At 38.3% G+C, this 15,131-nt stretch carries 12 protein-coding genes; 11 read left to right on the top strand and 1 reads right to left on the bottom strand.

Annotated features, from left to right (window positions below; all coding sequences use genetic code 11):
* The first annotated feature begins 3 nt into the window (after positions 1-3).
* The 4 genes from AAH582_RS22080 to AAH582_RS22065 all read left to right on the top strand — a co-directional run bounded on the left by AAH582_RS22080 (position 4) and on the right by AAH582_RS22065 (position 6,881).
* On the top strand, positions 4-822 hold the full coding sequence (locus AAH582_RS22080; protein WP_343320636.1) for a DUF4249 family protein: 819 nt from the start codon (positions 4-6) through the stop codon (positions 820-822).
* A gap of 103 nt (positions 823-925) precedes the next feature.
* On the top strand, positions 926-1,624 hold the full coding sequence (locus AAH582_RS22075) for an AcvB/VirJ family lysyl-phosphatidylglycerol hydrolase (protein ID WP_343320635.1): 699 nt from the start codon (positions 926-928) through the stop codon (positions 1,622-1,624).
* Between the two features lie 51 nt (positions 1,625-1,675).
* Complete coding sequence (locus tag AAH582_RS22070; RefSeq protein WP_343320634.1) at positions 1,676-4,195, top strand: DUF5686 and carboxypeptidase-like regulatory domain-containing protein; 2,520 nt, start codon at positions 1,676-1,678, stop codon at positions 4,193-4,195.
* A gap of 115 nt (positions 4,196-4,310) precedes the next feature.
* Positions 4,311-6,881: a flippase-like domain-containing protein gene (locus AAH582_RS22065; protein ID WP_343320633.1), complete on the top strand. Its 2,571-nt coding sequence runs from the start codon at positions 4,311-4,313 to the stop codon at positions 6,879-6,881.
* A gap of 45 nt (positions 6,882-6,926) precedes the next feature.
* Here the strand turns inward: AAH582_RS22065 and AAH582_RS22060 are convergent, their stop codons facing one another.
* A complete protein-coding gene (locus AAH582_RS22060; RefSeq protein WP_046672779.1) occupies positions 6,927-7,418 on the bottom strand; it encodes a SixA phosphatase family protein in 492 nt (163 codons plus the stop codon).
* 446 nt (positions 7,419-7,864) lie between these two features.
* Between AAH582_RS22060 and AAH582_RS22055 the strand changes: the two genes are divergently transcribed.
* From AAH582_RS22055 to AAH582_RS22025, 7 genes are all read left to right on the top strand, one after another.
* A complete protein-coding gene (locus AAH582_RS22055; RefSeq protein WP_046672778.1) occupies positions 7,865-9,094 on the top strand; it encodes a hypothetical protein in 1,230 nt (409 codons plus the stop codon).
* 73 nt (positions 9,095-9,167) lie between these two features.
* A complete protein-coding gene (locus tag AAH582_RS22050; RefSeq protein WP_343320632.1) occupies positions 9,168-10,205 on the top strand; it encodes a glycosyltransferase family 2 protein in 1,038 nt (345 codons plus the stop codon).
* On the top strand, positions 10,202-11,464 hold the full coding sequence (locus AAH582_RS22045) for a glycosyltransferase (RefSeq protein ID WP_343320630.1): 1,263 nt from the start codon (positions 10,202-10,204) through the stop codon (positions 11,462-11,464). Before AAH582_RS22050 ends, AAH582_RS22045 begins: the two co-directional genes overlap by 4 nt.
* Positions 11,465-11,584: 120 nt before the next feature.
* On the top strand, positions 11,585-12,751 hold the full coding sequence (locus AAH582_RS22040; protein ID WP_343320628.1) for a glycosyltransferase family 4 protein: 1,167 nt from the start codon (positions 11,585-11,587) through the stop codon (positions 12,749-12,751).
* Between the two features lie 4 nt (positions 12,752-12,755).
* The gene (locus tag AAH582_RS22035; protein WP_046672776.1) at positions 12,756-13,565 is read left to right on the top strand and encodes a glycosyltransferase family 2 protein; all 810 of its coding nucleotides are present in this window, start codon (positions 12,756-12,758) and stop codon (positions 13,563-13,565) included.
* Between the two features lie 24 nt (positions 13,566-13,589).
* Positions 13,590-14,399: a glycosyltransferase family 2 protein gene (locus AAH582_RS22030; protein ID WP_046672775.1), complete on the top strand. Its 810-nt coding sequence runs from the start codon at positions 13,590-13,592 to the stop codon at positions 14,397-14,399.
* A 12-nt stretch (positions 14,400-14,411) separates the two neighbouring features.
* The gene (locus tag AAH582_RS22025; RefSeq protein WP_046672774.1) at positions 14,412-15,080 is read left to right on the top strand and encodes a glycosyltransferase family 32 protein; all 669 of its coding nucleotides are present in this window, start codon (positions 14,412-14,414) and stop codon (positions 15,078-15,080) included.
* Positions 15,081-15,131 lie beyond the last annotated feature (51 nt).

Here is a 15,131-nt window from a genome sequence, read left to right as displayed (position 1 = left end):
GATATGAGATTCTTATTGATTATAGTTGCTTGTTTTTTAGTGGTTTCTTGTCAGAAGTCAGCTGTAGACGAGGGGCAATCGTACGATATGATTGTTGAAGGCGGGATTAATACCATGTACAAAGAGCAGTATATCCAATTAAAGAAATTGGATGGGCTAAAGTCTAATTCAGGGACTATTGGGATTAGCGGAGCCACCGTCCGCGTAACCAATGGTCCCAATACGATTGAATTCAATGATTTGGGTGAAGGGCTTTACTATGGGGAGCTGTTCAACCTCAAGGACACCGTAGGAAATGTATTTCAGCTTACGATTACTTTGAATGGGAAATCATATGAAGCACAGGATCAATTGATACCCGTGGTACCGATTGAAAATGCCTTTCTGCCGGTAGAAAAAAATAACTTGAATGGCAAATGGGGGGTAAAAGTCAGTAAACATCTGTTCGGGATGCGAACCTCTAATAAATGGCTTATTATGCCGCAAAAGGATTTTTCCGAAGACGATATCTCTTCTTTTCGATCTCCTTTTAGTTATAGTTATCGTTTGGGCGCGCCCAACGTACTGAACAACTTACTTGGGAAGACATATAATTATGAAGTATCGTTGAAGGACAGTTTAATCGTCTCTAAGTTTTCTGAATCGCCACGTTACTCCCGTTTTATTTATAATCTATTTCAGGAGACAGAATGGAAAGGTTTATTGTCTGCAGTACCTGCTAATGTCGAAGGTAACATTTCAAACAATGCTCTTGGCTTTTTTTATGTGATGGACGGTGTTCGTAAATCTATTCCAATAAAGGACATTAGAACCGGTAAATAGTGTCAGAGGAAAGGATTTCACGGCGTATTTATTAATGAATCATCCCAGGTGGTCACAGGCATTGTTATTATTCAAAGCAAATATTTACACATATTATATACACATGAACACTGCACATTATAAAGCAGATAGATTATTGCTATTGCTATTTTTTTGGCTAAGTCTTGCCCTAAAACCATTACACGCAGAAGTACTGCCAAGTTATGTCATTCCACTTAAAGATGCCAATAACAAACAAAAAACAATGCTTGTATTTATTACGGGTGATGGTGGTTATAATGACTTTAGTAAAAACCTGTTAGCTTATTTCTCACTCGATGGATATCCTCGTTTGGTCATCGATGCAAAAAAATATTTCTGGAAAAAGAAAACGCCGCAAGAAGCGGGCAGGGAATTCGAACGATATATTGACCATTTCAGAAAAGAATGGGACTGCAATCAGATTTATTTGATAGGACATTCATTTTCTGCGGGAGTGTTGCCCTTTGTCCTGAATAATTTTTCGGATTCATTGAAAAAGTCAATCCGACATGTTACCTATTTGTCGCCCGATCAGTATGCGAGTTTCGAGGTGACCGTATCAACTATGCTCAACTGGAAACAGAAAGCCAATGGCTATGAGGTACTTTCTGAAGTGCTGAAGCTGAGGCAATTCCCTTCAACTTACGTTTTTTGTAAAGAGGGCGAAGAAGATCTCGTGAAAATGTTTCGTAATGCGGGATTAAAGGTCGATGTATTGGCTGGACCGCATAATTATAATCGTGATTTTAAGACGATTTATAATACTGTTCGATTAAGATAGCAATCGCACTAGGACTTTTTCATAAAAACCTTGTCATCCTACTGAATTTAGATGCAAGTTTTTTTTATGCAATATCGTTTCTTATTGGTTTTACTGTTCTTTACTTCTCGACTATTTGGACAAGGAACTTCATTAACAGGGATTGTCCTCGATGCCTCAACGGCAAAACCCATTCAAGGTGTTACTGTAAAACTTTCCAATACGGCCAAATCTGTAGCAACAAATAAAGAGGGGCATTTTCAGCTACCATCCGTGCCTGACAACTGGGAATTATTATTTAGTGCCGTTGGCTATAAAAAACAGGTATTCCCGATGAGTGTCGCACAGGGCAAGAAGGTTCTTATTATCCGTTTGGAAGATGAACAACAAAGTCTTGATGAAGTTGTCGTGAATGCGCCTAAAAAGAGGAAATACACGAATAAACATAATCCAACAGTCGATTTAATCCGTAAAGTAATTGAAAAAAGAGACGAAAATAATGCCCTAAATGGGGCCGCAGGGAGCTATCAGGAATATGAGAAGCTATCGATGTCCCTGTCTATCCAAAATCAAAAGGTGGATAAATCCCGCTTACTCAAACGTTTCGGATTCTTGAAACAGGGGATGGATACGCTAAGGTATCCCGGGAGGTCGCTGGTACCCATATTCATGGATGAAAAAATCGGTCAGCGAAAATTGGATGCCGTTAAAGGTAATAGCTTTGTTTTACTGGGGGAGAATCAATCGCGCGTAGATCAGTACCTGGATGAAGACGGTATTGATGAGTATCTGGACAAAATTTATGGCGAAACAAATATCTATGATACGGATGTCTCTATTGGGAATAGACGTTTTTTGAGCCCTATCGCGACGTTGGGACCTTCGTTTTATAAATATTACCTGGTTGACACTTTGAAGGATAGTAAACCTTGGCATGCCAAAATACGCGTAGAGCCACGCAATAGGGAGGATGCACTTTTTTCAGGCTTCATCTATATCCGCTTAGATGGGAGTTATGCCTTAGATCAAGCGGAGCTGACCATCAACGAAGCGACCAATATCAATTGGGTGAAGGGGTTAAATATTGTTTTGAATTATTCGGAAAATCAAGCACATCGTTTTTTTCTGAGTAGGGGAGTCCTGACGATAGACATGGGAATCTTTAAGGATGGTATGGGTTTGTTTGGGGAGAAAGTAACCAGCAGATCACCTTCCAGTGAAACACAACTCGCTGTTAATGGTAAAGCATTGACACGAACAGGACCACAGAATCCGAATGGAATTGACTGGAATCTTGCGAGACCTGAGAAACTGAGTAAGCTGGAGGCGCAGGCCTTTACGAATATCGATAGTTTAAAACAATCAAAATCTTTCAAAAATCTGATGGCATTGGGCTCCTTTATCATGTCGGGCTATTATGGCCGCGGTGTTATCGAAATAGGGCCAGTACCTTCATTCTATAGTTTTAACCCTGTCGAAGGAAGCCGATTTAAATTTGGGGGCAACACGACGGATATTTTTAGCAAGACATTGGTCCTGGATGGTTATGGTGCCTATGGTACGAAAGATAGGCAATGGAAATATAATATGGGGGCTACTTACTCCCTTAACGGTGAATCGGTATACAAATTTCCGGTAAAGTTAGTCTCCGCTAAGGTTAGTAAAGAGGTGCAGGTGCCGGGGCAGGATCTCAATTTTATTGACAATGACAATTTTTTGCTTTCATTCAGAAGAGGGGAAAATGACAAAATGTTTTATCTACAGCGGAGGCAGATCGAATATTGGCAGGAGTTTGAAAACCATTTATCCTTTAAAGTGGGGTTCTTCAATCAAATCCTTAGCCCGGCTGGTATCTTAACGTATGACCGTCGCGCTTTTAGAAGAAGTAACGGCAATGAGCTGTGGACTTCTGCTTTCACCGGAGAGATTCGCTGGGCTCCACATGAGAAATTATACCAGGGAAAACGTTATCGACGTATCATCAATACGGGCCAACCTATTTTTACCTTAGCCGCACAGGTTGGTGTGAAAGGTTTATTGGGTGGAGATTATAACTACCAACGTTTCATATTAAATGCCAATAAGCGATTTTTTGCGTCCCAATTTGGTTTTGCCGATATCGTATTTGAATCGGGTATCCAATTTGGAAAGGTTCCTTATCCGCTGATGATTATTCATCGGGCAAATCAAACGTATTCATACCAGCTCAACTCCTATAATTTGATGAATTCGATGGAATTTATGAGCGATAAATATACATCACTATTGCTTCAACATTCATTTAATGGTTTTTTTCTGAATAAAGTTCCGCTTTTGAAAAAACTGGATCTCCGGGAGATTGCCTCTGTAAAGATGTTGTATGGCGCTGTTGATGCCTCCAACAGATACACAAAAAATTTTGATGAATTGCCCAAGGATCCGCGCGAACCGCAGCTGTTCTCGCTTAATAATGGGGCCTATATAGAAGGTAGTGTTGGGCTGAGTAATATCTTTAAAATTTTACGGGTCGATCTGGTTCGCCGTTTTACGTACCTGGATAATCCGGGGGTATCTCCATGGGGTGTGCGGGCAAAGATCGGTATTGATTTTTGATGCTTGAAAAAAGACAAATTGGATTGGGACTATTTTGAGGAAATGATGTCATTAGTAAAAGTGGTTTAGAAAAACGAAATAATTGGGTTTGTCAATTCGAGAGGTAATTATGCTGATGAAAAACACGATGTTGATCTGGAAAACCTTATTGGGCCTATTGGTCATTTTGGGTGCTGTATATTTTTTTGCAAATCAAAGACAGGAGCTGGCATCGTCGGTAGGGCTTATCCAGTCAAGCTCGTTGTTTTGGGTGGCAATCGGGATCGTGGTTTCTTTGGCTTATATCGCCATGCAAGGTTTGGTCTATGTCTATAGTTTTAGGTCTTTGCAACAGAAACTATCACTGGGTGGGGCTACTCGCCTATTTCTAAAGAGAAACTTTATCAGTGTTTTTCTTCCAGTAGGTGGATTTACCTCCCTGGCTTTCTTTAAGAAAGAGGTCAATCAGGAGGGAATTGATGATACAAACACCAATCTTTCTTCGGTTATCTACGCAGTTATTAGTTTAGTATCTTTATTTATCCTCTGTCTTTTTGTTTTTCTGTTTGTTGGAATCGCAGGTCTTGATATGCAGATCATTGGGATTATGCTTGTTTTTAGCGTCCTACTGCTGGGATTTGGTTGGTACTGCAGCTCATTTTACCGTGGTGGTGGAGCCTACAATTTTACCGTACGTCATTTCCCTTCCGTTGCTAATACCTGGAATGAACTCCATAAAAAAGGCGTAGATTTTTGGGCTGTATTGCAAAGTCTCCTTTGGGCGACAGTCATTGAGCTCGTCGGGATTTTGCATATCTATATTGCTATGCTTGCTTTAGGCTTTGAAACATCGTTATTGGCCTGTACAGTAACCTATGCTGTCGGAACCTTGGTCTATTGTTTTTCACCGTTGATGAAGGGGGTTGGACTTATCGAGTTGTCGATGGTTGTCATTCTGTGTAAGTTTGGCTACAGCGAAGAACAGGCGATTTCGATATCCTTGTTATATCGTTTATTTGAGTTTTGGGGACCGTTGGCATTGGGTGGAATTAGTTTCTTTGTGAATAAGAACAACATCTTTGTTCGGATACTTCCATCTGTTTTTATTTTTGTGATGGGCCTTATTAATATCATCTCTGTCTTAACGCCGGCTATCCATAGCCGTATAACGGCATTAAAGCAATTTATATCTTATGATGCATTAAATTTTTCAAATGCAGCGGTACTTTTCTTCGGTATATTGCTGGTGATGTGTTCGGGCTTTTTGTTGAAGGGACTACGTATGGCTTGGTATGTTGCGGTTGCGTTATGTTCACTTTCTATTGTTGCCAATCTTTCCAAAGGGTTGGATTTTGAAGAAGCCTGGTTTGCTTTTTTGGTGTTGCTGATGTTACTCTATTCATCGAAACATTACTTTGTGCAAAGTAACAGAAGGCTCAGCTCTTTAAATCTCAGCTTGGTTTTGTGGCTTGTTGGGGTTGTACTTCTGTATGGTATTACGGGCTTTTATTTCTTGAATGCGAAGCATTTTAATACAGACTTTACTATTGTAAATGCGGTGAGCAATACATTGCACGGTTTTATACTGCTCAATGGTGATGTTGCAGAGCCGCAGACTGCCATAGGACAGTACTTTTTATATTCTATCAATTTTTTTAGTGTGATCAGTCTTTCAGCATTATTCTACTGGATGGTCAACCCATGTCAGTTGGCGGACGAAGAAGTTGAGGGACAGATAGAAATCGCGCAGCACATTTTGGAGCGTTATGGTAAATCACCTGTCGATTACTTTAAGACCTATGGCGATAAAGATCTTTTCTTTAACAAGGAGCTGACGGGGTTTATTGCGTATAGAAAATGTTATGGCTTTGCGATAGTGCTCGAAGGTCCCGTTTGTGAAGATACTGAAGATGCCATGAAAGAACTGATAAATGCATTTGAACACTATTGCCGCAAATCGAGTTTAAAAACAGCTTATTACCGCGTTGACGGTAGACATTTGGGGGTTTTTAAGCAGTTGGGCAAAAAATCTTTTCTGATTGGAGAAGAGGCCATTGTCAATGTCGATAATTTTTCGCTGGAAGGAAAGAAACGCAAATCACTCCGGAATGCGGTGAATAGCATTGAAAAGAAAGGCTTTGTTTCGAATTTATATCGGGCGCCGTTATCCAATGGTTTGCTTCAGAAATTACAGGTTGTGTCGGATCATTGGTTAAGAGACATGAAGCGTTCAGAACGTGTTTTTTCTCAGGGCATGTTTGACGTTGGTAAGATTAAAAATAGCCATGTAATTACTTTGGAGGATAACGAAGGGCGCATTTTGGCCTTTTTGAATATCATTCCCAATTATGCTCCGGACGAGGCGACGTATGATCTTATACGGAAATTGCAAGATGCACCAGGTGGAAATATGGATGTATTGATTATCCGTTTTTTAGAATATTGCAAAGAGGAAGGTTATTCTTTTCTCAATATGGGACTGGCTCCTTTTTCGGGATTTGACAAGAAAAAAGGGCTTGTTGAACGTTTGATCAGTTTTCTATATGAAAATAATCCTTACTTCCGTCAGCCAAAGGGCTTAAAAGAATTTAAGGAAAAATTTGATCCCTGCTGGGTCGAGAAATTTGTGGTGTATTCACATGATTTGGATTTGATTTCAGTGCCTTTGGTGATTGATAAGGCAATGAAATCAAATGCGGGTAAGTGATCAGCAGATATTAGCTGAAAATAAGTTTGTTCTTTGAATAGAATTTTAATCAATTATTTGCACAAGATCGGCACAATTGCCGCTGAGCATATGAAAGGTGAAGCCACCATCAAGTCTTATCTCTGCACAGGATGAGGTGCGTAAGTAGGCTGCTTTTCGGGTCAGGTATTCCACTAGATCAGTCAACGTGGGATTGTGCCCAAAGAGCAGGACATGATTGACATGATCGGGGATTGCATTGATGATGGACAGCATATGCTTGTACGTGCATTCATAAATTGTTTCTTCAATTTGAATATCAAAAGAAGAGGAACCCATGACGTCTAGAAAAATACGCGTTGTTTGGAGTGCGCGATTGGCTGGCGAACTGATCACCATACTGTTTTCATCTAGGGTCAATTTTGCGGATAGCTTAGCCGCAACTTGTTTGGCGTGTTGTATACCGTCGGATGTAAGCGCACGATCAAAGTCGTTGATGCCCGGAATAGTTTCGGCTTTGGCATGTCGGATGATATAAAGTTTTTTACTGTTGTCCATGATTAAAATTTTTGATTCTTAATACCAATATAGATAATAACGCTTGATGTTCCTGTTCATTGTGTTTGCACAATGAGCAGGCTTGCGTATGAATACAAATAATAATACAGTAAGTTTTAAAAAGTAGATTACGTTATGAATAGTTTTTTTACCTCAAGTGATACGTTTAATGTCGTGTCAAAGCTAAAGCACTGTGGTTTTTTTAGTGCCTATAACGGCAAAATGAAAGTCTTGATAACGAATTTTTTAGATTGATTTTGGGTCTTTGTTGTCTTGGTGATTTAAAAAACAAAATCGTTGTTTTACTTTGATAAAATTATGCTAATTTCGCAGCGAAAAACAATAATTTGTTTTATCCAGCTATTTGCCGTCAGCTTATTTTATTTATTGAAAAACATCGTTAGCGAAGTTGCATTTTTTTTGTTTCTACCGTTTGATATTTACTTATGATTCGTAATTTTTTGATACTTCTTTATGGAAGTATTATCCTCGTGGCTTGCCACCGTCCAGAGGACTTTTTTGCGCAGGATGTTGAAGCTCCTATTTGGACTGTTGAACCCATTGATTCAGTTACTTTTGATAGTGATGAAGGTTTGGTCAATATACATACTGTTGCTGACGCTAATTTTAAAGGCCTAAAAAATGCCAATGATTTTATAGATATCTCGGGTGCAAATGCCAGTTATTGTCATCCAGATGTTCTCTATTTTCCAAATAAGCTGAATGGATATAAGTATTGGATGGTTTTTACGCCTTATTTTGGCGCAGTTGGAACGAATCAAAATTCAAAGAAATTTGAAAATCCAAGTGTTGTTGTATCCAATGATGGTCTTGATTGGGTAAATCCTCCGGGATTGAGCAATCCAATTATCAATGCTCCCTTTCCGACAGAAAGTTTCGGTGAAAACAAGGTTGATCCGATTCAAGGTTTCTGGTCAGATGTCGATTGGATATACTTAAATAATCAGTTTTATCTTTACTATAGGGGTAGTTTTATCACTGCGCAGGCTTTGAAAGGCAAATGTGTGTTAAGTAATACCAATTTTGATCGATTGAAGCAAAATGCACATCGCACCATTGTACAACAAACCTCTACAGATGGTATAAAGTGGTCGAATTTGAATGTCGCCTTTACCAGTAATCCTCCGTTTACGCCCAAAGATGATCATCTATTGTCTCCCTCCTTTATCCATGACGGGAAGGAGTTTTTGAGTTATGAAATTGAGCTGAATTTTAATTCGAAAAATTTTAAAGGTAAAGACCCTTCTTATGTTGTTCGTAGAACATCTACCGATGGCATTAATTTTACAGGATTTAAAGAAAGCAAAATCATAAATTTTCTAAATAGACCCTGGTTAAAAGAGGGACGAGTAAATTCACCATGGCATATTCAGGCCACATTTGCCGATGGTTATTATTTTCTCTGTATTGCAGTGGGAGATGTGAAACGATATACTGCGGAACTGTTATACATTGGGTATTCTAAAGATGGATTAAATTTCAAAGTATTACCGAAGCCGCTGTTGAAAAATAATGCGTATCGAAGTTCAATTTTTCCAATGGGCAGCAACGAGTCTTTAATTAAGATGGGAGCAATGATCGGTAATAAATCTGGGGAGTTCAGATACCGGGAATTTACGTTAAACAAAGACAATATTGAGAAGTCACTAAAATGATTTCAGCCTTTAATATATCATTTCTGTTACTATTTTTGTATATTAAAGATTAATGATGGTAAAAAATGGTTGTATGGATTGTCCTCGTCCGGTTGCTGTTTCGGTAGTTATACCGGTATACAATGTCGAAAAATATTTAGACGAGACGATCCAAAGTGTGCTTGATCAGGAATTACAAGATTTCGAAATCATACTCGTTAATGATGGTAGCAGTGATTCTTCGGCTGAAATCTGTCGGAAGTATGCATCATTGGATGCTCGCATTTATTTTTTTGACCAGGAAAATTCGGGCGTTTCTGTCGCTCGAAATAACGGCCTCATTCATGCGAGCGGAGAATATGTCTATTTTTTAGATTCTGATGATACTATTGAACGCACCTTTTTGTCAGCTTCTTTAGCGATTGCTAAACAGCAAAATTTTGATTTGCTGATTTTGGGGGAGCCTTATTGTTCCCGTGCGCCACGTTTGACTGCTGTACCGACATGCGGTTTGCTGACCAAAAAGACCTTATTGGACACTTATCCCCATATCCGTTTTCCTGAAGGAATTCAGCCCTGCGAGGATGGCTTGTTTTCACATCGTCTCTTTTTGATGACCGATAAGATCGGATTCAATCCGGCGGCAGTATATTTTTATAGACAGCACGAGAATCAAAATCATACGCAAATTAATCGGCAGACGGATCGCTTATTGAAACAGATCCCAATATGGTTAGAACTGTTGAAGGAGTTTTATAAGGAACATGATCTTTTTGCTTCAAAAGCCTTAAAACTAGCGCTATTTATCGAACATGAACCTTTTGAGTTTCGCTATTTAAAAATGGCATTTAATGATCTTGAGAAGGAAGAGCTGTTTAAGTTATTGCAAAATTTTATGCAAGAATATGTAAGCCCACATCTTACCAAAGCCGATAAAGAAATATTAACGGTGCCTTTTAGCTATTTTGTAGAAGCTCGAGATCATAGGGATTTTGATACGTTTTACGTAGATTATTGTAAAAGGAGAGCTGAAAAATTGAAGCGAGGCTTATTTTGGGTGAGGTTTATTCCAATTGCTGGCCTAAGAAGAAAAGTCCGTCAAAGGATCAGAAATAAGTATCTCGACGTATGAAGATTTTACTAATACAACATTTGTATTTTTTAAATGGAATAGGAGGCACGGAAAAGATATGTTCTACGTTAGCGAACATACTGAGTACAAATGGATATTTAGTGGAGATTGCAACCAATGAAAACATAAAAGGCTCCCCAGTTTTTCCGCTGCATAAGTCGGTGAAAGTGACGAATATCTTTGACGCTAATTTGGAGCAGAAGCTCGAGCTTCCTATTTATAACTATAAGGGGACGAATCCACTTTTATGGTTGAAATACAAGGCCCGCAAAAAATACAGCAAGTGGTATAACCGCCGATTGAAGCAACGGATGGGGGGGGAAGCTAAATTATTTCAATTTAATCTGCGAAAGCGGGCGATTTTATGGAAAGATTATATCGACGGACTAAAGCCGGATTTGATTATTACCATGTCCATTGGCTCACTTCTGGAGATTACTTATGGAAATACACTGTCAATCCCCATTATAGATTCGGTCAATGGAAGACCTGATTACGATTATACCAATGTTCTGGGCGGGAGAAAAGCCTATATGGTTGATTTGTTAACGGCTAGTTTCGATCATCTAGATGGTGTTCAGATCTTATTTGATAGCTATCGGGATTTTCTACCGTCTAATTTTTCGGGACAATGCGACGTTATTGCCAATCCAATCCAGCAGGTAGATCCTCACGATTTAGTTATCCATGACCGTATCAAAGAAAGATATAAGATTATTCATGTTGGGCGTTTGGATACAGAATGTAAGCAGCAGCATGTTGCCATTGCAATTTTTGCTGACCTGGCAAACAAATATCCCAATTGGGATTTGGAGTTTTGGGGGATAGGTCCAGACTTTGATCGATTGAATACACAAATTTGTGATCTTGGATTGGCTGAAAGGGTCTTTCTTCGTGGATTCACCGACGATCCCTTGATAAAGATGCGGGATGCGGATATTTTTATTTTCCCCAGCAAATATGAGGGGTTTGGACTGGCCTTGGCAGAAGCCATGTCAATAGGCCTGCCGAGTATCGGCTTTTCTACTTGTTCCGGGGTAAATGAATTGATCAAACACAGTCAAAATGGTTTTTTAGCATTGGATGAACAGCAGATGGCGCTGTACCTCGAACAATTGATCATGGACCCTTCGCTACGTTCGAGACTTGGCGTTCAAAGCAATTTGGCAATGAAGGCGTACAGTTTTGAAAATATGGCTAAAGGGTGGTTAAATTTAGTGGAAACTGTTACAAGAAGTTTGGGGGTGAAGGCGAGATGATTCATAGATCTTAATACTCCTGCAAAAGAAAAATCAAGGAGAATGTGGCATTTTCCGAGAATAATTCGTATTATTTATTATAAAAGCAATTGCTGCTTTTTACCTATTCAATAAGAATAAATGCAAACAATAAAGAAAAAGAGAATATTATACTTTATGCCTGAAAATCCTAACAGTTCGAAAGCAGGCAATTTGACTAGGTGTAAGCAATTGTTAACTTATTTTAATACGCTAAATGCAAATTTTGAGATCGATTTTGTATCCTCAATTAATTGGAGAACAGGTGATGAAGCTATTTTTCAATCCGAATTTCCAAATATTAACCTGATTATTTTACCTTTTAAATCTTCCAAAAAAAATAGGATTAGTTATTTCTTTCGTGATAAATTACAAAAAGAGATTAAAAATATATTCCACTCCAATTTGATTGATCGTGTTTCGCCATCATTTCAAAGAAGATTTGAAGAGGTTTTAAGCGATCATAAGTATGATTACGTTATTATTAGTTATGTTGAATTTGGTAGTTTGGTAAAGAATTTGATAGGACCTTATACAATTTTAGATTCGCATGATTTTCTGACGCTGCAAAATAAGACAAAGGAAAAGGAAAACTTTTCAATGCGTCAATTGGGTAAAATGTTTGGAGCTGAGTTGTCTATGATGACCTCTTTTAATGAGATATGGACATTTTCAATTGAGGAAAAATATATTTTTGAACAGTTTGCTGATAAATTTGTTCGGTTAATTCCAGTTTCAATGCCATCGCCAGTTATTCAAGAACGCGAAAAAAAGATTGACTTAATTTATGTAGCCAGTGACAATCCCCATAATGTGACAAGCATAACGTGGTTTTTAGAAAAAGTATTTCCACTACTTACGAATGTTGAACTGCATGTGATTGGCAAGATTTGTGCACATATTCCAACTGTGAAAAATGTTATAAAACATGGATTGGTGGATGATCTTACAGCATATTATGAGCAAGCTAAAGTTGCTATCTGTCCAATGCTTTCAGGGACAGGAATCAAAATAAAGGTTTTGGAAGCATTATCTTTTGGCATTCCGGTTGTAACCAACCAACGTGGTGTCGATGGATTGTTTAATAAATCAGATAACGGATGTCTTATAGCACTAAATGAACAGGCTTTCGCTTCTCATATAATTGAATTGCTCCGGGAGGGTGAATTTCATGAAAGGAAATCGAATCAGGCTATTGCATATATGAGAAGTAATCATACCGTAAAGAAAGAGTATGAGGTCTTGGATGCTGTTTTTAACAATAGATGAATAAATGAAAATCTCTCTAATAATATCTACTTATAACTGGCCGGAGGCGTTGGCATTATGCTTAGAAAGTGTATTGCATCAGAAGGATCTTCCTGATGAAATCCTTATCGCTGATGACGGGTCTGGAAAGGAGACAGAGCGAATTGTAGCAGAATATAAAAGTAAGTTTAATATTCCTTTTATTCATGTATGGCATGAAGATGAAGGTTTCCAGTTGGCGAAAATCAGAAATAAAGCAATCGCTAAAGCCTCATCTGACTATATTGTTCAAATTGATGGTGATTTAATTTTGCACCCCTATTTTATTCGGGACCATCGGAAATTCGCGCAAAGAGGATCCGTAGTACGGGCCAGCCGTATTTATCTTGATCGGGAATTTTCCGAGAAAAAATTGACTAAGCGTGATACAAAGGTGAATAGATTCGATAAAGGAGTTTCGAACCTATTCAGTGCTTTTCGTTTTCAGTTGTTATGGAAATATTTTGAATTTAATTATAAAAACAAAGGCAACGAGCGTTGGGAGATTCATGGTGCCAATATGGCCTATTGGAGAGAAGATGCCATTCGTGTGAATGGCTATAATGAAGACTTTAAGGGCTGGGGGCCGGAAGATAAAGAATTTGTCGCTAGACTTCTAAATATCAACATCAAAAAACGATTCTTAAAATTCGGCGGCATTGTGTTTCATATTTGGCATGCGATAAATGCAAAAGAAAATTTAGGCAACAACAATTGTTTGTTTGCAAAGACAAAAAAGCTAAATTTGACCTATTGTGATAATGGTATTGATAAATACCTGAAATCATCTGATTAGCACTTACGGTTTTATAGCTATTTTTTGGAAACTTCAATAATTATTACAACGTATAATAGGCCCGATGCATTGGAATTGGTGCTATTGTCTGCATTCAATCAAACAGTTTTGCCGAGTCAAATTATTGTTGCTGATGACGGTTCTGACGATAGAACAAGACTGCTGGTCCACCGTTATAAGCAAGTTTCTGAAATTCCTATCTGCCATGTTTGGCAGGAAGACTGTGGCTTTCGAGTTGCGCGTATTCGAAATCAAGCACTAGCTCAAGTGAAGTCACCCTATGTAATACTCGTGGACGGTGATATTCTCATGGCACCAAATTTTATTGAAGACCACCTAAAACTTGCCAAAGACGGACATTTTATTCAAGGAGGAAGGGTTTTACTGGATCAAGCATTAACAGCTAAATTGTTAACCGAGTCGAATCAACTAAAGTATCCAAATATGTTTCAGGCGGGATTCGAATCTGGTCGATTTGAAAAGAGAATAAGTAGTTTTCGTAATCTTCTTTTAGCACGATGGACTGCGAAAAACCTAGCACATAAAAGAAGCAAAGTACGCTCTTGTAATATGTCCTTCTACATGCGCGATGTTCGTGCAGTGAATGGTTTTAATAATCTTTTTGAAGGCTGGGGCCGGGAAGACAGTGAATTTGTGGAACGTTTATTCAATTATGGACTCAAAGGGCAACTAATCAAGTTTGCTGCAATTGGGTATCACTTATATCATAAAGAAGCGTCTAGAAAAGCTCTTCCACAAAACGATCATTTATTAGAAAAGACAAAATTAGAAAAGCTGAAATCTTGTGCTGACGGACTTTCTAGTTTCCTGTAGTTATTCATTATCATGGGAATTCCGAAAAATATATTTCAAACATTTAAGGATAATAAGATTCCTTGGCTTACGAAGCTCTATATTCGCTCGTTCTTGAAAAAGAACAAGGGTTATTCATATGAGTTCTATGATGATCAACGGGTGAGTGACTTCTTTGCTGAACATTTTGATGAGCGCATAAATAAAGCTTATCATCGTCTTCAGATAGGGGCCGCCAAAGCAGATTTTTTTCGTTATGCTGTTTTATATATATACGGTGGCATTTATATAGATTTAGATAGTGATTTGTTAGTTTCCCTCGATAAATATCTAAATAGCGATGACGTTGCGGTAATAACGCATGAGAACAATAGGAGCCTGTATGCACAATGGGCACTGATCTTTGATAAAGGACATCCTTTTTTAAAAAGAACGATGGAACTGATTGTGGATAATATTGAACAGAATCGATTTCCACATGATGTGCATGCGATGACCGGCCCAACAGTTTATACATTAGCGATTAATGAAGTTCTGAAAGAGAATCCGAGTGTAGCGTATCGCTGCATAGAAGATGATTATAAAGGATTACTGAAATTTAAGTATAAATTAGGCAAACTCATGATTTATAAAGACAAGTCTAACCATTGGAAGAAACTGCAACTGCGTATTCCTGTTGTAAAGCCTGATACAGACTTTTAGGTTTGTTTATTTTAAGGGAGAGTTATTTTTACTTATTTTTGAGGAAAAGTA

The sequence above is a fragment of the Sphingobacterium multivorum genome (genome assembly GCF_039511225.1).
Classification (GTDB): Bacteria; Bacteroidota; Bacteroidia; order Sphingobacteriales; family Sphingobacteriaceae; genus Sphingobacterium.
This window is presented reverse-complemented; position numbering and strand designations above follow the sequence as displayed.